This window comes from Nonomuraea sp. NPDC000554 (genome assembly GCF_040300065.1).
In the GTDB taxonomy this organism is placed as follows: domain Bacteria; phylum Actinomycetota; class Actinomycetes; order Streptosporangiales; family Streptosporangiaceae; genus Nonomuraea.
The window spans coordinates 449,553-469,568 of the sequence record NZ_JBEPDC010000003.1 but is presented as its reverse complement, the minus strand read 5'-3'; the positions used below and the strand labels follow the sequence as shown (position 1 = coordinate 469,568).

Genomic DNA, 20,016 nt, shown 5'->3' with positions numbered 1-20,016 from the left:
TCGCTGGGTCAGGCGTCGAGAAGGATGTCAAGAAGGCGGATGGCGCCGCGCTTGTCCAGGGGCTCGTTGCCGTTGCCGCACTTCGGTGACTGGATGCACGACGGGCAGCCGCGCTCGCACTCGCACGACGCGATGGCCTCCCGGGTGGCCGTCAGCCAGTCGGACGCCCTGGCGTAGCCGCGTTCCGCGAAGCCCGCGCCGCCCTCGTGGCCGTCGTACACGAACACGGTGAGCAGGCCCGTGTCGGCGTGCAGCTCGGTGGAGACGCCGCCGATGTCCCATCTGTCGCAGGTGGCGAAGAGCGGGAGCAGGCCGATCGAGGCGTGCTCGGCGGCGTGCGCGGCCCCGCCGAGGTCGAAGCCCTCCTCGGCCAGGGCGGCCACCTGGGAGGCCGGCAGGGTCCACCAGACGGCTCGGGTGCGCAGGGTGCGCGGGGGCAGGTCCAGCGGCTCGTCGCCGAGCATCTCGCCCGACTGGACGCGCCGCTTGAGGTACGAGACCACCTGCCGGGTGACCTCGACCTCGCCGAAGTGCAGCCTGCCGGGGCCCAGGTCGTGCGACCTCGACGAGGCGAGGACCGAGATGTCCGTCACGTCCCTGGCGAAGGTCGTGTAGTCGGGATCGGCGTTCGACACCAGGGCGACCCCGGCGTCCAGGTCGAGCGTTTCGACCAGGAACGTCTCGCCCTGGTGCAGGTAGACCGCGCCGGTGTGGACGGTGGTGTGCGCGGACGGCTCGTCGACGCTGCCCAGGAGGCGGCCGGTGCCGGACTCGACCACCTGGATCGGCGCTCCGCCGCCGCCCCTGATGTCGGCGAGGTCGGTCGCGCGTTCGCGCCTCGTCCAGAACCAGCCCGCGGGACGTCTGCGCAGCAGCCCGTCGGACACGAGGGCGTCGAGGACGGTCGCGGCGGTGTCGCCGAACACCGGCAGGTCGGCCTCCGTCAGGGGGATCTCGGCGGCGGCCGCGCACAGGTGGGGGCCGAGGACGTACGGGTTGTCGGGGTCCAGCACGATCGCCTCGACCGGTCGGCCGAACAGGGCCTGGGGGTGGTGGACGAGGTACGTGTCGAGGGGGTCGTCCCTCGCGATGAGGACGGCGAGCGCGTCCTGGCCCGCACGTCCCGCGCGGCCCGCCTGCTGCCAGAGGGAGGCGCGGGTGCCCGGCCAGCCGGCGATGAGGACGGCGTCGAGGCCGGAGACGTCCACGCCGAGCTCGAGGGCGTTCGTGGTGGCCAGGCCCATCAGGGCGCCCGACCGCAGGGCCTTCTCCAGGAGGCGCCGGTCTTCCGCCAGGTATCCGGCCCGGTAGGCGGCGATCTTCCCGGGGAGGTCGGCGAGCGCGTCGGGCTGCTCCGCGACGGGTTCGGGCGGGGTGGGCGCGGGGACGGCGTGGCGGAGGGAGTGGGCGACGTCGGCGAGCTTGGCGCGGGCGGTGAGCGCCACCGTCTCCGCGCCGCGCCTGCTGCGGACGAACGCGAGGGTGCGGACGTCCGCCAGGACGAGGTCCGCCAGCAGGTCGGCCGTCTCGGCCGTGGCCGTGCGGCGGACCGGAGCCCCTCCCTCGCCCCGGAGTTCCGTCAGGGGCGGCTCCCAGAGCGCGATGGTGGTAGCACCCTTGGGGGACGCGTCGGAGGTCACCTCGTCCATCTCAAGGCCCGTCAGGCGCATCGCGAAGGCGCCGGGCTCGCTGGCCGTGGCGGAAGCCAGGAGGAACGCCGGCTGCGAGCCGTACTTGGCGCAGACCCGGCGCAGGCGGCGCAGGATCTGGGCGACGTGCGAGCCGAACACGCCCCGGTAGCCGTGGCACTCGTCGACCACCACGAGCCGGAGGCGGCGGAAGAAGGACGACCACTGGGAGTGCCGGGGCAGGACACTCCGATGCAGCATGTCGGGATTTGTCAGTACGTAGTTGGCGTGCTGGCGGACCCAGGTGCGCTCCTCGAACGGCGTGTCACCGTCGAAGGAGGCCGCCCGGACCTGCGTGATGCGCAGCTCGCGCAGCCCCCGGAGCTGGTCGGCTGCCAGGGCCTTGGTCGGCGTGAGGTAGAGGACCGTGCCTCCGTCGAGGCAGGACGCGACGGCGGGGGTCAGGTACGCGAGCGACTTGCCCGACGCCGTTCCCGTGGAGATGATCACGTTTCGGCCACGATGCGCCAGGTCGGCGGCTTCGTACTGGTGTGGCCACAATCCCGTGACGCCCCGGTTCGCCAAGCGCGTAACGAGCACTTCCGGCGCCCATTTCGGCCATCGCACTTGACCTGCCTGACGTGCTGGAACATGCTCCACATGAGTGACACGCTCATGACGTGCCGGAACGCCGAGCAGACGGTCGAGGAGTGGACCTGCTCGGTGTGGGGAGGTAGCGGAAGAAGTCACTGTTTCCAGTCTGGCATCCGTGGGCAAAGTCGCCGGGAATCGTGATTTCGTATAGACACAAGCCAGACGCGTGGTTGAATGCCGCGCGTCAGGGTCGGACGGTCTGGAGCCAGGCTCCAGACTGCCAGGCCCGCAAGGGTACTTTCGCAGGCGAGGCGCTGGAGGATCTGTGGATCTGAAGTTGGATCACCACAACGAGGACCGACTCACCATCGTCGAGGTCGAGGGTGAGATCGATGTCTACACGGCGCCGAGATTGCGTGAGCTCCTCATCGACCTGGTGAACAAGGGCAACTTCCACCTTCTCGTGAACATGGAGAAGGTCGACTTCCTCGACTCGACGGGTCTTGGCGTCCTGGTCGGGGGGCTCAAGCGAGTTCGGGCGCACGACGGCTCCCTGGAGCTCGTCTGCACGCAGGAGCGCATCCTGAAGATCTTCCGGATCACCGGCCTGACCAAGGTCTTCGGGATCTACGCTTCGGTCGACGAGGCCAAGGAAGCTCACGGCAAAGACAAGTAGTCATGGCTACCGTCGAGCTGACGTTCAGCGCACTCCCCGCGCACGTGCGGACCGCACGGCTGGTCGCCACGGCGATCGCCAGGCGCACCGGCGTGGAGGAGTCGCTCCTGGACGAAGTCCGGCTCGCCGTGGGTGAGGCGTGTTCCCGGGCGGTCGAGGCGCACCGCGCCCACTGCCCGGGCGAGCCCATCCGCATCGAGCTTCGCGACGACTCGGGGCGGTTCGAGGTCACGGTCACCGACCAGGCCCCCAGTGATGAGATCAAACAGGAACAACCGCTCGACCTTGGCATGCTCTCCGACTCGTTCATGTCGGGCTTCGGCATCGCGGTCATCGCGGGCCTGGCGGACGACGTCGAAGTCTTCCCCAGCCCCAAGGGCATGCGTATCCGGATGAGCTGGCCCGCCGCGCCCAACGGGCACGCGTAGCACCTCCCCCCTTCCGGCCCGCGGTGGTCGGCCGTGGCCTCCCTGCCACATCCACGCCCGAAACTCCCCGAGTTTCGGGCGTGTCCTTTCCTGGGGTTGTCAGGGCCGTATACCGATGGATATTTGCCATCTCACTTCCCAAATCGCCTTCCTGACAGGGGATTACTGGACGGGCGCATAATTAGCCGCCCTTATAGCCTTCATATCCGCTCAGGTGCTGCGTAGACTCCCGGCACCGGCCAAGGTGATCCGGCGCGACTGCGGACTCAACCGGAAGCGGCACCCACAACCCGGATGGTGCCGCACCCGCCCAGCCGTAGATCGCAGCACCACCCGGGCAGGACGACCGGTCTTGCCGAGGAGAACGATGATCAGGCACGTGCTGGCCGCCGAGCCAGCGTCCAATCTGGCCCTGAGCGGAAACAATCTCACCATCGTGATCGTGGTCGCCGCGGTCGCACTGATCGCCCTTGCCGTCGCCGGCGGCTTGGTGCGCGAAGTGCTGTCCGCCGATCAAGGCACGGAGCGCATGCAGAACATCGCCCGTGCCGTCCAAGAGGGGGCCGCCGCCTACCTGACGCGGCAGTTCCGCACGCTGGCGATCTTCGTCGTCGTGATTCCTTTCCTCCTGTTCCTGCTACCGGGCGAGACCGATGTGCGCATCGGCCGCTCGATCTTCTTCGTGGTCGGGGCGGTGTTCTCCGCGTTGACCGGATTCATGGGCATGTGGCTGGCCGTGCGCGGAAACGTGCGCGTCGCCGCCGCGGCCCGCGACTCCGGCGAGAAGCGGGCCATGCGCATCGCCTTCCGCACGGGCGGCGTGGCCGGGATGTTCACCGTCGGCCTCGGCCTGTTGGGCGCGGCGGTCGTCGTCTTCGTCTACCAGGGTGACGCGCCCGGCGTGCTCGAAGGGTTCGGCTTCGGCGCGGCGCTGCTCGCGATGTTCATGCGAGTCGGCGGCGGCATCTTCACCAAGGCCGCCGACGTCGGCGCCGACCTGGTCGGCAAGGTCGAGCAGGGCATCCCCGAGGACGACCCGCGCAACGCGGCGACCATCGCCGACAACGTGGGCGACAACGTCGGCGACTGCGCCGGCATGGCGGCCGACCTGTTCGAGTCGTACGCGGTCATGCTGGTCGCCAGCCTGATCCTGGGCAAGGTGGCGTTCGGCGAGCAGGGCTTGATCTTCCCGCTGATCGTCCCGATGATCGGCGTGCTCACCGCGATCATCGGCATCTTCGTCACCGGCATGCGCGACCGCGACCGCAGCGGGATGGCCGCCATCAACCGCAGCTTCTTCCTGTCGGCCGCGATCTCCGCGGTCCTGGTCGCGGCGGCGGCGTTCTGGTACCTGCCCAGCAGCTTCTCCGCGCTGACCGGCTCGGTCGTGCAGTCCGACGCCAACCCGCGGCTCATCGCCATCGGCGCGGTGCTCATCGGGCTGGTCCTGGCCAGCGCCATCCAGCTGCTGACCGGCTACTTCACCGAGACGAACAGGCGGCCGGTCCGCGAGATCGGCGAGAGCTCCGCCACCGGCCCGGCGACCGTCATCCTGGCGGGCATCAGCGTCGGCCTGGAGTCGGCCGTCTACTCGGCGCTGATCATCGGCGGCGCGGTCTACGGCGCGTTCCTGCTGGGCTTCGGGAACGTGACGATCGCGCTGTTCGCTGTCGCGCTGGCGGGCACCGGCCTGCTGACCACGGTCGGCGTCATCGTGTCCATGGACACCTTCGGCCCGGTCTCCGACAACGCGCAGGGCATCGCCGAGATGTCCGGCGACGTGGAGGGCGAGGGCGCCCGCGTCCTCACCAGCCTGGACGCGGTCGGCAACACCACCAAGGCGATCACCAAGGGCATCGCGATCGCCACCGCCGTGCTCGCCGCGACCGCGCTGTTCGGCGCGTTCCGCACGGCCGTGGAGACGCAGCTGGCGCAGGCCACCCAACCGGTCAAGGAGGCGCTGGGCGCCTTCCAGCGGTTCAGCCTCAGCATCGACCAGCCCAACGTGCTGGTCGGACTGATCATCGGCGCGGCGGTCGTGTTCCTGTTCTCCGGCCTGGCGATCATGGCCGTCGGACGGGCCGCGATGCGCGTCGTCTTCGAGGTCCGCGACCAGTTCCGCAACAAGCCCGGCATCATGGACGGCTCGGAGACGCCCGAGTACGGCCGCGTCGTCGACATCTGCACCCGCGACTCGCTCCGCGAGCTGGCCACGCCCGGCCTGCTGGCGGTCATGACGCCGATCGCGGTCGGCTTCGCACTCGGCTACGCGCCGCTGGGCGCGTTCCTGGCGGGCGCCATCGCCTGCGGCACGCTCATGGCCGTCTTCCTGGCCAACTCGGGCGGCGCCTGGGACAACGCCAAGAAGCTGGTCGAGGACGGTCACCACGGCGGCAAGGGCTCCGAGGCCCACGCGGCCACGGTCATCGGCGACACGGTCGGCGACCCGTTCAAGGACACCGCCGGCCCCGCCATCAACCCGCTCATCAAGGTGATGAACCTGGTGGCGCTGCTGGTGGCCCCCGCCGTCGTCCTCTACGCGGGCAACCCGGCGCTGCGCGTCGGCGTCACGGTCGTCGCGGTGGCGGTCGTCGTCGGCGCGATCATCGTCTCCAAGCGCCGCTCCGTCACCACGGAGCCGGCCAGCAACAACAACCGGGAACACCAGCCGGTAGGCAGCTGACCCGACCCGGAACGCCCGCCTCTCCCGCGCCGGGGAGGCGGGCGTTCCGTTGCGCGGGCGAGGTCGGGATGGGGGACCTCCAGGAGGCGGTGGGAGACTTGGCGAATGGACGACAAGCAGCCCAACGGCGGAAAGGCGCTGGCCTTCATCCTGCTCGCGATGGTGGTGATCCTGGCCGTGATCGCCGGGCTGGCGATATGGGCGTCGAGAGGAGCGTGACCCGGTGCCGACGCTGATCGTGCTCAGGCACGCCAAGGCCGCCCACCTGCCGGGCCTGGCGGACCGCGACCGACCGCTGACCGGCAGGGGAGAGCGCGACGCCAGGCGGGCCGGCGACGAGATCAGGGCCATGGGGCTGAGGCCCGACGCCGTGCTCTGCTCGCCGTCGGTGCGTACCCGCCGCACCGCCGAGCTGGCCTTCCCCGGGGCCGAGGTCAGCTACGAGCGCGACATCTACCTGGCCCACCCCGAGGACCTGCTCGAGCTCGTGCAGCGGATCGAGCCGGAGCTGGAGACCGTGGTGCTGTGCGGGCACAACCCGGGCGTGCACGAGCTGGCGATGAGCCTGGCCGGGGGCGAGTACGAGTTCAGGCCGGGCTCCTTCGCGGTGATCCGCACCCCGTCTGCCTGGGTAGACCTGTGGCCAGGGGAGGGAGACCTGGTGAGGCGCTGGGATCCCAAGGAGCACTGACCAGGGGCGAGCGATCATGCGGGGGGCCGCGCGAGCACTGCGCAAGGGCTTCTCGCTGCCCGCGCGGCCGCCGTGGGGGTACGGGCTGCTGTGCGGGTCGGTCATCTCGGCGCCGCTGTTCGTCGGGACGCTCGCGGGCTGGCCGAACACCGGCGCGTTCGTCGCGCTCGGCGCCTACCTGGCCGCGTTCGGCGACAACTACGGCAAGCCGTACGCCAGGCGGGCCAGGACTCTGGCCGTCAAGATCGTCCTCATCTCGGCGGGCTGCTGGCTGGGGCTGCTCGTCGGGCCGTACCCGGGGCTGGCCGTGGTGGTGGTCGGGCTGCTGGCGGCCGTGGCGGGGAGGTTCCGGCTGGTCGGGACGCCGCCCGTGCTCGCCACCGTCGTCGGCGTCTACCTCGCGGTTCCCGCCGGCTTCCGCCTGCCGGGCGAGATGGCGGCCGGCGGGGTCCTGTACGCGGCGGCGGCGCTGGCCCTGTGGCCGGTACGGCGGCTGCACCCGCTGAAGGACGCGTTCAACGCGGCGACCGACACCCTGGCCGCCCTGCTCGACGGGATCGCGGAGCCCGAGGAGCGGTGGGGGGAGCTCAGGGACCGGGCGTCGAAGGCGCTCGACGCCGCGGGCACGGCCTCGGCGTCGTTCCACAGTGACGAGGACAGCGACCGTTCGGCCGATGCCTACGTCCAGCTCCTCGTCCGGATATTTCATGAAACGGTGGCTCTGCGGGGGCTGCGGGTCCAGGCGACCGACGACCGGGAGCAGATCGACGAGGTCGTGGCGGCGCTGTCGCGGGCGCTGCGCGAGAGCGCCGCAGGCAGCGCCGCGAGCGTCCCGGCCGCGCTGGCGGCGACGGCCGCGTTCGCCGAGCGGAGCGCCGGGCTGCGGGCGCTCGGCAGGACCGACCCCGCGTCGCTGCGCAGGGTCGCGCTGCTCGGCCAGGTGCGGCGCTGTTTCGACCGCATCGTGGTGGCCGTGCGCACGGTCGGCCTGCTCGCCTCCGACGGGGTGCAGGCCCCGGCCAGGCTGCCCCGCCTCACCTGGCCCCCGACGGCCGGTCGCGAGCAGCCCAGGCACGGCTGGACGCCCCAGACAGGCCGCCAGGAGCCGGAGCACGCGGGACGGCTCGGCCTGGCGGTGGCCGTCGCGATGGCGCTGATGCTCGGCCTGCACGAGCACTACGGCAAGTGGTTCGTCTTCACCGTGCTGCTGGGTCTGCGCTCCACCTACGGCGACACGGTGTACCGGGTGGTGCTGCGGGTGACGGGCACCGTGCTGGGGGCGGTGGTGGCCGCGGTCATCCTCGTGGCGGTGCCCGGGGCGTACATGATCGCGATCACCGTCCTGGTCTTCGCCACGTTCGGCTACGCGCTGCGGGAGGTGAGCTTCGCCTATTGGTCGGTCTTCGCGACGCCGCTGGCCATGATGCTCACCGACTACTCCACCAGGCTCGACTGGCGGGCCGCCGGGTTCCGGATCCTGCTGACCATGGGAGGCGGCGTGCTCGCCCTGGTCGCGGCCCGGGTGCTCTGGCCGCACGGCCAGTCGAGCAGGCTGCGCGGGCTGACCGCGGACCTGCTGCGCGAGCACGCCCTGCTGGTGCGGGCGCTGGCCGAGCGGGACCTCGGCGGCATCCCCGGCCGCGCCGACGCGGCGGGCCAGGCGGCCGAGCGGCTCGGCGGCGCGCTCGACAAGCTGGAGAAGGAGCCGGGCGGCCGGGCGCCGCAGGAGCTGCGCGAGGCGGTGACGCTGGCGAGGAAGCTGCGCGACGACGCGATCCTGCTGGCGGCCGTGCTGCGCGGCTCAGCGGAGGGCTCCGACGCCACCGCGGCGGTGCTCGACGCAGTGGGCGACCGGCTGGCCGCCGTGGCGGAGGCGGTGGGCGACGACAAGCCGCCCCCGCACCTGGACGCGTTCGAGGCCGGGCTGGCCGAGCTGGCAGGCGAGGTCAGCTCGCTGATGCAGGAGGCGGCGGCGGGTGAGTCGTCGGCGGTACGTCGCGAGCTGCGCCACGCGGTCGCCGCGCACCCGGCGCTCAAGTCGCTCTGCGCCGACGCCCTCGACCTGGCCAGGCTGGTCACGACGTGAGGGCGCCGTCCTCCGCGTCGGCGGCCTCGACCTCGTCCCGCGAGATGCCGAGCAGGTAGAGGATCGCGTCGAGGTACGGCGTGTTCACGGCGGTGTCGGCGGCCTGCCGGACGACCGGCTTGGCGTTGAACGCGATGCCGAGCCCGGCGGCGGCGATCATGTCCAGGTCGTTGGCGCCGTCGCCGATCGCCACCGTCTGGCTGATCGGCAGGCCGGCCTCCTTGGCGAAGCGCTCCAGCGCGCGCGCCTTCCCCGGACGGTCGACGATCTCGCCGACGACCTTGCCCGTCAGCCTGCCGTCGACGACCTCCAGGACGTTGGCCGCCGAGTAGTCGATGCCGAGGTCTTCCACCAGGGTGTCGGTGATCTGGGTGAAGCCGCCGCTGACGATCGCGAACCGGTAGTCGAGCCGCTTGAGCGTGCGCACCAGGGTCCGGGCGCCGGGCGTGAGCACGACCTCCTGGCGGACCCGTTCGAAGACCTCCGCGGGCAGCCCTTCGAGCAGCGCGACCCTGCGGCGCAGCGACTCGGCGAAGTCCAGCTCTCCGCGCATCGCCTCCTCGGTGACCTTGGCGACCTCCTCCAGGCAGCCCGCGTGCGCCGCCAGCAGCTCGATGACCTCGCCCTGGATCAGGGTCGAGTCGACGTCCATGACGATCAGCCGCTTGGCCCGCCGCGACAGGCCGGTGCGCTGGACGGCCACGTCCACCTGCTGCAGGGCGGCCTCGGCGGCCAGCTCGATGCGGAGCGCGTCGGGGTTGGCGCCGGAGACCGACAGCTCGATGCAGGTGACCGGCCACTGGGCGAGCCGCTCGATGCGGTCGATGTTGGCCCCGGCGGCGGCGATGCGCCCGGAGATGCCGGCGATGGCGGCGGGGGCGAGCGTCGTGCCGAGCACGCTGACCGAGAGCCTGCCGCGGCGGCGCGCCTCCTTGGCCTGCGAGCCGGTGGAGAGCTCGACCTCCATGCCGAGGTCTTCCGCGACCCCCTCGACGGCGGTCCACATGGCGCCGAGCGTGCTGCCTGTGCCGGTGGAGGGGCCGCCGGCGTAGGCCACGAGCACGCCGAGCGTGAGCCTGCCACGGATGACGACCTGCTCGATGTCGGCCACGGTCACCGGGAACCCGGAGAGCACCGAGAAGAGCCTGGAGGTGACGCCGGGACGGTCAGGCCCGGTGAGAGTGATCAGGAGGGTGCGCTGGTCCACATTCAGCCACGGTACTGCTCCTGCTCCACTACTCGTGCGGCAGGCTCACCATTCGGACATCAGTATCAGATGGGTATCTCCAAACTCGTGCCACAGGTACCTCTCCTGTAGCGCGGCCTCGTAGGCGCGCGCGAGCGGTTCCCGGCCGGCCAGCGCGGTCAGCATCATCAGGTGGCTGGAGCGCGGCTCGTGCAGCCCGGTGATCAGCCCCGTGACGGCCCTGACGCCGGTCTCCGGCGTGACGACGTGCCTGGTCCAGCCCGCGGAGGCGGTCACCAGGCCGTCGGTGCCCACAGCCGTCTCCAGCGCGCGCACCACGGTCGTGCCCGCGGCCACCACCCGGCCGCCGCCCTCCCTGACCAGGTTGACCTGCCTGGCCGTGTGCTCGGGCACCTCGTACCGCTCGGCGTAGGGCGGTTCGTCCTTCTCGGCGGACGCCACGCCGGTGTGCAGGGTGATCGGGGCGATCCCGACGCCGCGCGACACCAGCGCCGTGACCAGGTCGGCGCTGAAGGGACGTCCAGCGCTGGGCATCTCCGCGCTGCCCGGCACGGTCGCGAACACCGTCTGGTAGGACTCGATCGGCCAGTCGCGGCTGACGTAGGAGTAGCGGATCGGCATCCCGTACGCCCGCAGGTACGCCTCCACGTCCCGGTCGAGCGCGGCCCGCCACAGGCGTGGGGTCTCGCGTCCGAGCAGCCTGAGCGTGGCCCGTCCGGGAAGGGGCAGCCACTCGCCGGGCTCGCCTCCCTGGTACGGCTCCGACGCCGTCGCCGTGCGGCGGCGCAGCTCGACCAGCCACGTGCCGTCCTCACGCGCGGTCGAGAAGTGCACGGCGAGCCGGTCCAGCCGGACGGCGGCGGGCAGCGTCGCCGAGTTGTTGACCACGACCAGGTCGCCGGGCGCGAGCCGGTCGGGCAGGTCGGTGAAGCGGTGGTGTTCGGGCGGCAGGCCGCCGCGCGAGACCAGCATCCGGACTCCGTCGCGGTCCAGCCCTCTCGCCTCTGGAGGTTCGTGCGCGGAGAGCGCGTCCGGCAGCGCGAAGTCGAGGGCCGCGGTCATTGCAGGCTCACCCTGCCACCGGCCGGACGGGCCTTGACCAGGTCGTGCAGCGCGGACGCGACCTTCGCCGGGTCGGCGGCCGCGGCGGCGTCCTCGGCGCCGACCGCGTCGGCCAGCATGCGGGTGTTCATCTCGCCCGGGTCGACCCACCAGACCGCCAGCTCCGGCTCCTCGGCCGACAGCACGTTGGACAGCTGCTCCAGCGCCGCCTTGGTCGCGCCGTAGCCGCCCCAGCCCTCGTACGCGCCCGTGGCGGCGTCGGAGGTGACGTTCACGATCGCCCCCCGGCGGGCGCGCAGCGCGGGCAGCGTCGCCTGGATGAGCGCCAGCGGAGCCGTCACGTTGGTCTCCAGCAGCACCCTGAACGCCTCCAGCGGGTAGCCCGCGATCGGCGGCAGCGGGGTCACGCCCAGGTCGCCGGCGTTGTTGACCAGCAGGTCCAGCTCGGGGACCGCGGCGGCCAGCCGCTGGACGTGGGCGGCCTCCGTCACGTCGCCGGGGATCGCGGTGGCGCCCAGCTCGTCGGCGACCCGCTCCAGGTCGGCCGCGCCGCGCGCGGTGAGCACGAGATTCCAGCCCGCACCCGCCAGCGACCTCGCGAGAGCGAGGCCGAGACCGCGGGAGGCGCCGGTGATGAGTGCGGTGTTCGTCATGCCACGACGGTAGGAACGAGCGCCCTGTCGCGGCATCGGGCTGAGGGCCTGCCCGATCCTGGGCTTTCGTCCTAGGACCCTAGAGTGGGTGCCGTGACGTCCGACCGAGACGAGATCCTGCAGGCGGTGAGCTCCGCCGTGCTCGCGGTCACCCGCCACCTGTCGGTGCGCGAGGTGCTGCAGGTCATCGTCCGCTCCGCGCAGCGGCTGCTCGACGCGCGCTACGCCGCGCTCGGCGTGCCCGACGACGACGGGTCGTTCGCCGAGTTCGTCGCCGAGGGCCTCACCGACAAGCAGTGGGACGCGATCGGGCCGCTGCCGAGACAGCATGGCATGCTCGGCGCGATGCTCCGCGACGGGGCCCCTGCCAGGCTGCCCGACCTGCGCAGCGACCCCAGGTTCGAGTGGTGGCCCAAGGCGCACCCGGTGATGAAGGACTTCCTCGGAGTCCCGATCCGCGACGGCGAGCAGGTGATCGGCATCATCTTCCTGGCCAACAAGCGCACCGCGGGCGGCTTCACCGAGGCCGACCAGGAGCTGCTCACCCTGTTCGCCGCGCACGCCGCGATCGCGCTCACCAACGCCCGGCTGTACGAGCGGGGCCGCGAGCTGGCCATGCTGGAGGAGCGCAACCGGATGGCGCGGGAGCTGCACGACGCCGTCACCCAGAAGCTCTTCTCACTCAGGCTCACCGCGCAGGCCGCCGCGACCATGCTGCACAGCGCCCCCGACAAGGCCGCCGCCGAGCTGGAACGGGTGCAGCGGCTGGCGGGCGAGGCGCTGGCCGAGCTGCGCGCGGTGATCGTCGAGTTGCGTCCCGCCGAGCTCGACAGGCACGGCCTGGCCGAGACGTTGCGCAAGCATGTGCGCATGCTGGACCGGCTGCACCCGTCCGACGTCACGTTCGAGTGCGACGAGCTGCCGCCGCTCGATCCGGAGGTCGAGGTGGCCCTGCTGCGTGTCGCGCAGGAGGCGCTGCACAACGCGTTCAGGCACGCGGGCGCCGCGCGGATCTCGGTGCGGCTCGCCCGCGAGGGCGGCAGGCTGGCGCTGTCGGTACGCGACGACGGCGCCGGTTTCGTCCGCGACGCGACGCGCGGCCTGGGGCTGGAGTCGATGCGAGACAGGGCGGAGTCGGTCGGCGGCGTGCTGACCGTCGACTCGGCCGCAGGCGACGGGACCACGGTCCGGGTGGAGGTGGGTGTGTGATCCGGGTGCTGATCGCTGACGATCATCCGGTGGTGCGGCAGGGCCTGCGGACCTTTCTCGACCTGCAGGACGACATCACGATCGTCGGCGAGGCGGCCGACGGGGCGCAGGCCGTCGAGCTGGTCGGGCAGCTGTCGCCGGACGTGTTGCTGCTCGACCTGAAGATGCCGGTGCTCGACGGGCTCGGTGCGCTGGCGAAGCTCGCCGGCACGTCCACCCGGGTGGTGGTGCTGACCTCGGTGAGCGACAGGACCGACGTGGGGCCGGCGATGCGGGCGGGCGCGGCGGGGTTCCTCTACAAGGACGTCGATCCGCTGGCGCTGGCGCAGGCCGTGCGGGCCGTCCACGGGGGGCAGGTGCTGCTGGCGCCGGAGGCGGCGGAGGCGATGCTGGCGGGCGCGAGCGGCTCCCCGTCCGCGCCGGTGCCGTTGACCGAGCGGGAACGCGAGGTGCTGGCGCTGATCGCGGCCGGACGGTCCAACAGGGAGATCGCCAGGAGCCTGGCCGTGGCCGAGAAGACGGTCAAGACGCACGTCTCGAACGTGCTGATGAAGCTCGGAGTCCAGGACCGCACGCAGGCCGCCCTCTACGCGGTCCGCCACGGCCTCGCCTGAACACCCCACGTCTCCCGGACCTTGCCCGCGAGCTGCCGGTAAACGCGCCAACTGCGCCACGCGGTTCCGCACCTGGGCGGCTACTGGTTTCTGAGGGGTTCGAAGATGGCGTGGTGCGCCGCCACCAGCGCTCGCCGCACCGCGCGGTCGAGCTCGCGCAGGGCGGCCCCCCGGGTGGCGATCTGCCCCGAGGTGAGGCCCCGCTCGTCGGCCACCCGCAGCACCGCGGCCAGCCTCGCCGCCAGGGCCGACAGCCGGTGCGCCCGCCCCGGGTAGCCGGGCGCCAGCTCGCCGCCGGCGCGTCCGAGCTGGTCGGGACGGTCCTGCGCGGGGCCGTCCACGTCCGTCAGGGCCTCGGTCGCGGACCGGATCGCCGCCGACAGCTCCTGCTCGGCCTCCGCCATGGACGGCAGGTCATGGCGCGCGGGACGGGACTCGTGCACCGCCAGCCGCACCCCCACGTAGGACGAGCCGCGCAGGTCGGGCGCGGGCACCAGGCCGAGGCACCGCTCGGACAGCACGGCGACGACGGCTTCTCCCGCGTCGATGGCGGCCGAGTTGAACTCCGGCGGGCCGGACAGCCCGAGCGGGTCGCCGGGCGCCGGAAGCGCGAGCCTGAGCTCCGTGAGCCCGTCGGACCGCAGGTCGGCGAGGTAGCCGCGGAGCGACACCGCACCGACGACGGCCGGTCCGCCAACGGTTTCCGCGTGATCGACTGCCTCGTCCAGACCGACGTGACCGGCGAGCCAGGCGTTCCCCCAGGCGACCAGCGTGGGGCAGAAAGGCGATTCAGGGCGCACCGGTCCACGATAAGCGCTCGCCCTGCAATAGGTTTGTCCCCGAGCGTTACCCCCACGGAGAGGACCTGGGATGGGTGGTCAGGTGCTGCGGCTCCAGGACGTGGCTGTCAGGCGCGACGGAACGGCCCTGCTACGTGCCATCGACTGGACGGTCAACGAGGACGAGCGCTGGGTCGTCATCGGTCCGAACGGCGCAGGAAAGACCACGTTGCTGCAGGTCGCCGCCACGTTGCTGTATCCGAGCGAGGGGGTCGTGGAGGTGCTCGGCGAACGGCTCGGCCAGGCCGACGTCTTCGACCTGCGCCCCCGCATCGGGCTGGCCAGCGCCGCGCTCGCCGAGCGGATCCCGCCGGAGGAGAAGGTCATCGACCTGGTGCTGACCGCGTCCTACGCGATCATGGGCCGCTGGACCGAGGAGTACGACTCCAACGACGTCACCAGGGCCGTCGAGCTGATCGACATGATGGGCGCCGCCCATCTGATCCGCCGCCGCTTCGGGACCCTGTCCGAGGGCGAGCGCAAGCGGGTGCAGATCGCCCGCGCGCTCATGCCCGACCCTGAGATGCTGCTCCTGGACGAGCCCGCGGCAGGGCTCGACCTCGGCGGCCGCGAGGACCTCGTGCGGCGGCTGTCGCTGCTGGCCGGCGACTACCGCTCGCCCACGCTGGTGCTGGTGACGCACCACGTGGAGGAGGTGCCCAGCGGGTTCACCCACGGTCTGCTGCTGCGTCACGGCTCGGTCGTCGCGCAGGGGCCGCTGGAGCACGTGATGACGGCCGACAACCTGACCCGCACCTTCGGCGTGCCGCTCTCGCTGGAGCGCAGCGCGCAGGGCCGTTGGTACGCCCGGGCCCACTAGATCGGTCTTACACCTAAAAAGGCCGCCAAAAGCTCATAGGATCTACGAAGTCGCACATCTCGACTTCGGAGCGTCGCCATGTCCACGGAACAGCTCATCGTCGCCATCGTCGTGGTCGCGGCGGTGGGCTTCGGAGTGGCGCGTACCATCCGCATCATCCCCCAGGCGACGGCCGCGATCGTCGAGCGGCTCGGCCGATACCACCGCACGCTCAAGCCCGGTCTGAATCTCGTGGTGCCGTTCATCGACCGGATCAAGGACATGATCGACCTGCGCGAACAGGTCGTCTCCTTCCCGCCGCAACCCGTGATCACCTCCGACAACCTGGTGGTCTCGATCGACACGGTCATCTACTTCCAGGTCACCAACCCGAAGGCGGCCACGTACGAGATCGCCAACTTCCTGGTCGGCGTCGAGCAGCTCACGGTCACCACGCTCCGCAACGTGGTCGGCGGCATGGACCTGGAACGCACGCTGACCTCGCGCGAGGACATCAACACCGAGCTCCGTGGCGTCCTGGACGACGCGACGGGCAAGTGGGGCATCCGGGTCAACAGGGTGGAGCTCAAGGCCATCGACCCGCCGGTCTCGATCCAGGACTCGATGGAGAAGCAGATGCGCGCCGACCGCGACAAGCGCGCCGCCGTCCTGACCGCGGAGGGACAGCGGCAGGCCGCCATCCTCGCGGCGGAGGGCGAGAAGCAGGCGGCGGTCCTGCGCGCCCGCGGCGAGGCGGAGGCGGCGGTCCTGCGCGCCCAGGCCGACGCGGAGGCGCAGGCCATGCGCGCCAAGGGGCAGGCGGACGCGATCGGCATGGTCTTCAAGGCCATCCACGAGGGCAACCCGGACCAGCGCCTGCTCGCGTACCAGTACCTGCAGACGCTCCCCGAGATCGCCAAGGGGGACGCGAACAAGGTGTGGATCGTCCCCTCGGAGATGGGCAAGGCGCTGGAGAGCCTCGGCAGCCTCTTCAGCCCGCCGAAGGACCCCGAGCGCTGACACGCCCCCCGCCGCCGCGCCCCTCCGCACGGACGCGTACACCCAACCCCTCTGCACGAACCCGCACACCCGACCCCTCCGTGCGAACTCTTGCAGGGGCCCGCGCGCCCGACTGCTCCGCGCCAACCCCCGCTGCCGAGAAGAGCTGGAGACGCGTCTAGGCTCGTCGGGTGACGGTCTGGGAAGTGGTCGCGGTCTGTGCGGCCGGAATGGCGGCTGGCGCGATCAACGCGATCGTCGGTTCGGGTTCGCTGATCACCTTTCCCACGCTGGTGGCCGTCGGGATCGACCCCGTCGTGGCGAACGTGTCCAACAACATCGGGCTGGTCCCCGGGTCCTTCGCGGGCGCGTACGGGTACCGCGCCGAGCTCAAGGGCCAGCGCGAGCGGCTGGTACGGCTCGGCATGGCCTCGGCGCTCGGGTCGGTGATCGGGGGAGTCCTCCTGCTCTACCTCGATCCGAGCGTGTTCAAGGTCGTGGTGCCGGTGCTCATCGCCGTGGCCTGCGTCCTGGTGGTGGTGCAGCCGAAGCTCAACGGGTGGCTGTCGGCGCGGCGGGAGCACGCGCACCCGCACGGGGGCGTGGAGCTGTGGCTGGGTGTGCTGGCGGCGGGCGTCTACGGCGGGTACTTCGGGGCCGCCCAGGGCGTGCTGCTGATCGGCCTGCTCGGCAGCTTCCTGGACGAGGACCTGCAGCGGGTGAACGCGGCGAAGAACGTGCTCTCCCTCATCGTGAACGGCTGCGCCGCCGTGCTGTTCATCGTCGTCGCCCGGGTCGACTGGTGGGCGGTGCTGGCCGTGGCAGTGGGGTCCATGGTGGGCGGGTTCGTGGGGGCGCGGATCGGGCGGCGGATCCCCGCGCCGGTGCTTCGGGGGATCATCGTGTGCGTCGGCGTGGTGGCAATTGTCAAACTGATGTACGGATAAATACCAGGCTTCGTGGGTATAAATCCGTACATGAAGGGTGATCGGGTGGAGATCGTCATCGATGTGGGCGGCAGCCCGCGTACCTACGAGGTCAACGCCACCCGTGCGGGGCGCCGGGTGGAGGTGACCACGCGGCGGGGGCTGGTCGAGGTCAGCGAGGTGACCCGCAGCGGCACGGCGGTCCGCACCGCGCGGTTCATGTCCAGCCGCATCCTCGCCCTGGTCGAGCACCCCGCCGACGAAGCCTGACGCTGCCTCGTCGCCGAAGACCGGCGTCGCCTCGCCGTTGATCGGTGGCGGTGGTTCGCCGACAGGGCGGTCGTGCTCGGTCGAGGAGGCGGCGGCGTGGTCAGCGGAAGTCGGCCGCGTGGTCCTCGGCCCACTGACGGAACGTCAGGGGCGGCCTGCCGAGCAGTCTCTCCACCGTGTCCGTGACCTTCTCGGGGGACGTCACGAAGCTCTCCCACCCCGTGAGCGCCCCGTCCACGAACGTGGCGTCGCCCCAGGCCGCCAGCAAGTGCTCGCGGGCGACGTCCCGTGGCAGGTCCTCCCAGCGCACCTCGCGTCCGACCGTCTCGCCGATGACGCGCGCCTGCTCCTCCTGCGTCAGCCGCCCAGGCCCGCTGAGGACGTACTTCGCCCCGTTGTGTCCCGCCGAGGTGAGGACGTGGACCGCCACCGCCGCGATGTCCCGCTCGTGGATCAGCGCCCGGGACGCCTGCCCGAACGGCCAGCGGACCACGCCCTGACGGATCTGCTCCGCCCAGCCCAGCGTGTTGGCGGCGAAGCCTACGGGACGCAGGAACGTCCAGGTGATCCCGGAGCGCCTGATCAGCCGCTCGACCTCCTGGTGGAACAGGGTGGGTTCCTCGCCGTCCGCCAGGTCCGTCACGTCGGCCGACAGGTAGACGACGCGGCGGGCGTGCTTGGCGATCGCCTCGACCACCGGGGCGGCGGTCTCGGCCGAGTAGCCCGGCCACACCAGGAAGACGCTCTCCACGTCGGCCAGCGCGGGCTCCAGGGTCTCCGGCACTGTCAGGTCGCCGCGGACGGCCTCCACGCGCTCGGGCAGCCTCGCCCTGCTCGGGTCACGCACCAGCGCGCGGACGTCCAGGCCCGCTCCGGCCAGTTCGGAGACGACGTGCTTGCCCACATTGCCGGTCGCGCCGGTCACCAGAATCTTGCTCATGGCTCCAGACCGTAGAACCTGAACCAAAGTTCAGGTCAACCGCACACTTCGGGGGAGGTGGTCCCTGCGTGCGCTCGTGAGCGGGAGTGGGCCACGTGGGCGCTGATGGGGAACTCGGGCAGGCGTGCGCCGATGCGGGGCAGGGCGTGGGGCGAGGTCAGGTGACGCTGGGGCGGACCTGGATGGTGCCGTCACGCTGGATGCGGGTCTCGAAGATCGGGGCCGGCGCGGTGGCGGGCCCGTGCTTGACCGTGCCGTCCTCCAGCCGGAACGTGCTGCCGTGCCACGGGCACACCACGCACGCCTCGCCCTTCTCCACGACCAGCCTGCCCTGGTGCAGCGGTCCGGCCAGGTGCGGGCAGCGGTCGGCGAGCACGGTGACGCCCTCGCCGTTGCGCAGCACGAACAGCTGGATGTAGCCGAGCCGCCGCGCGACCGGCCTGCCCTCCGGCAGGTCCTTGAGCAGGCAGAGGTCGTGCCACCCGAGCGGCACCAGGTGGGACACCTGTGGCGCGTGGTTGGCCCCCGCGGCGAGCCGGTAGGCCATGTGCCCGCCCAGGTACGCGCCCATGCTCCCCACACCGAGCCCGACGTACGAGAGCATCCGGCCGCCGCGCTCGCGCCCGCGTAGCCGTGCCGCCAGCGAGGCGCTGAACAGCCCGAGCGCGGTCACGTTCGACAGCAGGTGGACGAAGCCGACCCGCTGCTGCTCCCGGTGCAGCGACGACCAGTCGGTCAGCCCGGCGGCGGCGGTGGGCAGCCCGCAGCCGATGCCGCTGGCCAGGAGCAGCCGTGTCGCCCTCGGGTCGGCCCTGGCGACGTCCAGGACGACGGCCGACAGCCAGCAGCCGAGGCTCATCGTCGCGAGCGGCGGGTGCAGGGGCTTGCCGATGGGCACGCCGTGCAGCACGTCCCGCAGCGTTCCGGGACGGATCAGGGTGCGGACGGCCTTGGCCAGCACCCGGATCGGTGTGTCCATGGCCTTGGACTTCTCGAGCCGGTCAGCCAGACCGACCGGCCCCACGAAACGCCGCAACTGCCGACGTCTCGCTCGAACTGACTCTTTCACGACAAGTCCCCTACCCCAGGCAGGAGGGCATCACTCGGACAGGTGTCCTCTGGCGACGGAGAGTTCGACCAGCTCCAGGGCGTACGCCCCAAGCGACGGCGAGCCTTCCTCGATCAGCCGGACCTTCTCTTTGACCTGCGCGGCCGTCACCTTGAACAGCGGCCAGGTGCCGCCCTCGGTGTGGTGGTTGGCCAAAATCGGGGCGAACCGGTCGAGCGCCCTGGCGAAGCGGGCCTCGCGGGTCTCGCGGGCCTCGAACTCGTCCCAGAGCTCCCGCATCCGCTCGCCCTGCTCGCCGGGGAGCAGGGCGAAGATCCGGTCGGCGGCCGCCCGCTCCGCCTCCGCCTGGGCGGCCACGGCGGCTTGGTCGTAGACGAACGTGTCGCCCGCGTCGATCTCCACCAGGTCGTGCACGAGCAGCATGGCTACCACCCGCTGGATGTCGGTGCCGGGTGGCGCGTGCTCGCCGAGCACCATGGCCAGCATGCCTACGTACCAGGAGTGCTCTGCGTCGTTCTCCCGCCGCGAGCCGTCCATGAGCAGGTTGCGGCGGACGACCCGCTTCAACTTGTCGATCTCGACGGCGAAGGCGATCTGGGCGTTCAGGCGGTCCTCTTCTGGCGCGATAGTCACGCGCGACACC

19 protein-coding genes are annotated in these 20,016 nt (G+C 71.6%); 11 read left to right on the top strand and 8 right to left on the bottom strand.

All coding sequences use genetic code 11. The features are described 5' to 3' along the window. Nucleotides 1–8 precede the first annotated feature (8 nt). Complete coding sequence (locus ABT294_RS08725; protein WP_502911990.1) at nt 9–2,327, bottom strand: DEAD/DEAH box helicase; 2,319 nt, start codon at nt 2,325–2,327, stop codon at nt 9–11. A 220-nt stretch (nt 2,328–2,547) separates the two neighbouring features. On the opposite strand from ABT294_RS08725, the gene ABT294_RS08720 reads away from it, so the two are divergent. The 5 genes from ABT294_RS08720 (at nt 2,548) to ABT294_RS08700 (ending at nt 8,786) form a co-directional block, all read left to right on the top strand. Next, nucleotides 2,548–2,898 (top strand): STAS domain-containing protein, encoded by a 351-nt coding sequence (locus ABT294_RS08720; protein ID WP_020542579.1) that lies wholly within the window; start codon nt 2,548–2,550, stop codon nt 2,896–2,898. Between the two features lie 2 nt (nt 2,899–2,900). Beyond that, nucleotides 2,901–3,326: an ATP-binding protein gene (locus ABT294_RS08715; protein WP_350804540.1), complete on the top strand. Its 426-nt coding sequence runs from the start codon at nt 2,901–2,903 to the stop codon at nt 3,324–3,326. A gap of 367 nt (nt 3,327–3,693) precedes the next feature. Beyond that, the gene (locus tag ABT294_RS08710; RefSeq protein WP_350804539.1) at nt 3,694–6,009 is read left to right on the top strand and encodes a sodium-translocating pyrophosphatase; all 2,316 of its coding nucleotides are present in this window, start codon (nt 3,694–3,696) and stop codon (nt 6,007–6,009) included. A gap of 223 nt (nt 6,010–6,232) precedes the next feature. Further along, entirely contained in the window at nt 6,233–6,700 is a 468-nt protein-coding gene (locus ABT294_RS08705; RefSeq protein ID WP_350804538.1) for a SixA phosphatase family protein, read from the top strand. A gap of 16 nt (nt 6,701–6,716) precedes the next feature. Beyond that, the gene (locus ABT294_RS08700; protein WP_350804536.1) at nt 6,717–8,786 is read left to right on the top strand and encodes an FUSC family protein; all 2,070 of its coding nucleotides are present in this window, start codon (nt 6,717–6,719) and stop codon (nt 8,784–8,786) included. On the opposite strand, the gene serB is transcribed toward ABT294_RS08700, so the two are convergent. From serB to ABT294_RS08685, 3 genes are read right to left on the bottom strand one after another with little or no spacing between them, the layout of a single operon-like run. Beyond that, nucleotides 8,776–9,993 carry a phosphoserine phosphatase SerB gene (serB, locus tag ABT294_RS08695; RefSeq protein ID WP_350804535.1) on the bottom strand — a complete coding sequence of 406 codons (1,218 nt, stop codon included), beginning with the start codon at nt 9,991–9,993 and terminating at the stop codon, nt 8,776–8,778. The two genes, ABT294_RS08700 and serB, sit on opposite strands and share 11 nt — an antisense overlap. Nucleotides 9,994–10,038: 45 nt before the next feature. Beyond that, nucleotides 10,039–11,055 carry an S-adenosylmethionine:tRNA ribosyltransferase-isomerase gene (locus tag ABT294_RS08690; RefSeq protein ID WP_350804534.1) on the bottom strand — a complete coding sequence of 339 codons (1,017 nt, stop codon included), beginning with the start codon at nt 11,053–11,055 and terminating at the stop codon, nt 10,039–10,041. Then, on the bottom strand, nt 11,052–11,708 hold the full coding sequence (locus tag ABT294_RS08685; RefSeq protein WP_350804532.1) for an SDR family oxidoreductase: 657 nt from the start codon (nt 11,706–11,708) through the stop codon (nt 11,052–11,054). Before ABT294_RS08685 ends, ABT294_RS08690 begins: the two co-directional genes overlap by 4 nt. Nucleotides 11,709–11,801: 93 nt before the next feature. Here ABT294_RS08685 and ABT294_RS08680 point away from each other — a divergent pair, with 93 nt between their 5' ends. Next, a complete protein-coding gene (locus tag ABT294_RS08680) occupies nt 11,802–12,917 on the top strand; it encodes a GAF domain-containing sensor histidine kinase (RefSeq protein WP_350804531.1) in 1,116 nt (371 codons plus the stop codon). Further along, entirely contained in the window at nt 12,914–13,531 is a 618-nt protein-coding gene (locus ABT294_RS08675; RefSeq protein WP_350804530.1) for a response regulator, read from the top strand. The genes ABT294_RS08680 and ABT294_RS08675 overlap by 4 nt, the downstream gene beginning before the upstream one ends. An 80-nt stretch (nt 13,532–13,611) precedes the next feature. On the opposite strand, the gene ABT294_RS08670 is transcribed toward ABT294_RS08675, so the two are convergent. Further along, nucleotides 13,612–14,331: an Rv1486c family protein gene (locus ABT294_RS08670; RefSeq protein WP_350804529.1), complete on the bottom strand. Its 720-nt coding sequence runs from the start codon at nt 14,329–14,331 to the stop codon at nt 13,612–13,614. A 70-nt stretch (nt 14,332–14,401) separates the two neighbouring features. Between ABT294_RS08670 and ABT294_RS08665 the strand changes: the two genes are divergently transcribed. The 4 genes from ABT294_RS08665 to ABT294_RS08650 all read left to right on the top strand — a co-directional run bounded on the left by ABT294_RS08665 (nt 14,402) and on the right by ABT294_RS08650 (nt 17,364). Next, nucleotides 14,402–15,190 (top strand): ABC transporter ATP-binding protein, encoded by a 789-nt coding sequence (locus ABT294_RS08665; protein WP_350804526.1) that lies wholly within the window; start codon nt 14,402–14,404, stop codon nt 15,188–15,190. A gap of 78 nt (nt 15,191–15,268) precedes the next feature. Next, nucleotides 15,269–16,189, top strand: a complete 921-nt coding sequence (locus ABT294_RS08660) for an SPFH domain-containing protein (RefSeq protein ID WP_350804525.1) — start codon at nt 15,269–15,271, stop codon at nt 16,187–16,189. 170 nt (nt 16,190–16,359) lie between these two features. Further along, on the top strand, nt 16,360–17,115 hold the full coding sequence (locus tag ABT294_RS08655; protein WP_350804524.1) for a sulfite exporter TauE/SafE family protein: 756 nt from the start codon (nt 16,360–16,362) through the stop codon (nt 17,113–17,115). Nucleotides 17,116–17,145: 30 nt separating this feature from the next. Continuing rightward, on the top strand, nt 17,146–17,364 hold the full coding sequence (locus tag ABT294_RS08650; protein ID WP_350804521.1) for a DUF8836 family protein: 219 nt from the start codon (nt 17,146–17,148) through the stop codon (nt 17,362–17,364). Nucleotides 17,365–17,464: 100 nt separating this feature from the next. Here ABT294_RS08650 and ABT294_RS08645 read toward each other — a convergent pair whose 3' ends face one another. The 3 genes from ABT294_RS08645 to ABT294_RS08635 form a co-directional block, all read right to left on the bottom strand. Then, entirely contained in the window at nt 17,465–18,304 is an 840-nt protein-coding gene (locus ABT294_RS08645; RefSeq protein ID WP_350804520.1) for an NAD(P)H-binding protein, read from the bottom strand. 157 nt (nt 18,305–18,461) lie between these two features. Beyond that, nucleotides 18,462–19,283 carry a Rieske 2Fe-2S domain-containing protein gene (locus tag ABT294_RS08640; protein WP_350804519.1) on the bottom strand — a complete coding sequence of 274 codons (822 nt, stop codon included), beginning with the start codon at nt 19,281–19,283 and terminating at the stop codon, nt 18,462–18,464. 120 nt (nt 19,284–19,403) lie between these two features. Further along, on the bottom strand, nt 19,404–20,015 hold the full coding sequence (locus ABT294_RS08635; protein WP_350804517.1) for an HD domain-containing protein: 612 nt from the start codon (nt 20,013–20,015) through the stop codon (nt 19,404–19,406). Nucleotide 20,016 lies beyond the last annotated feature (1 nt).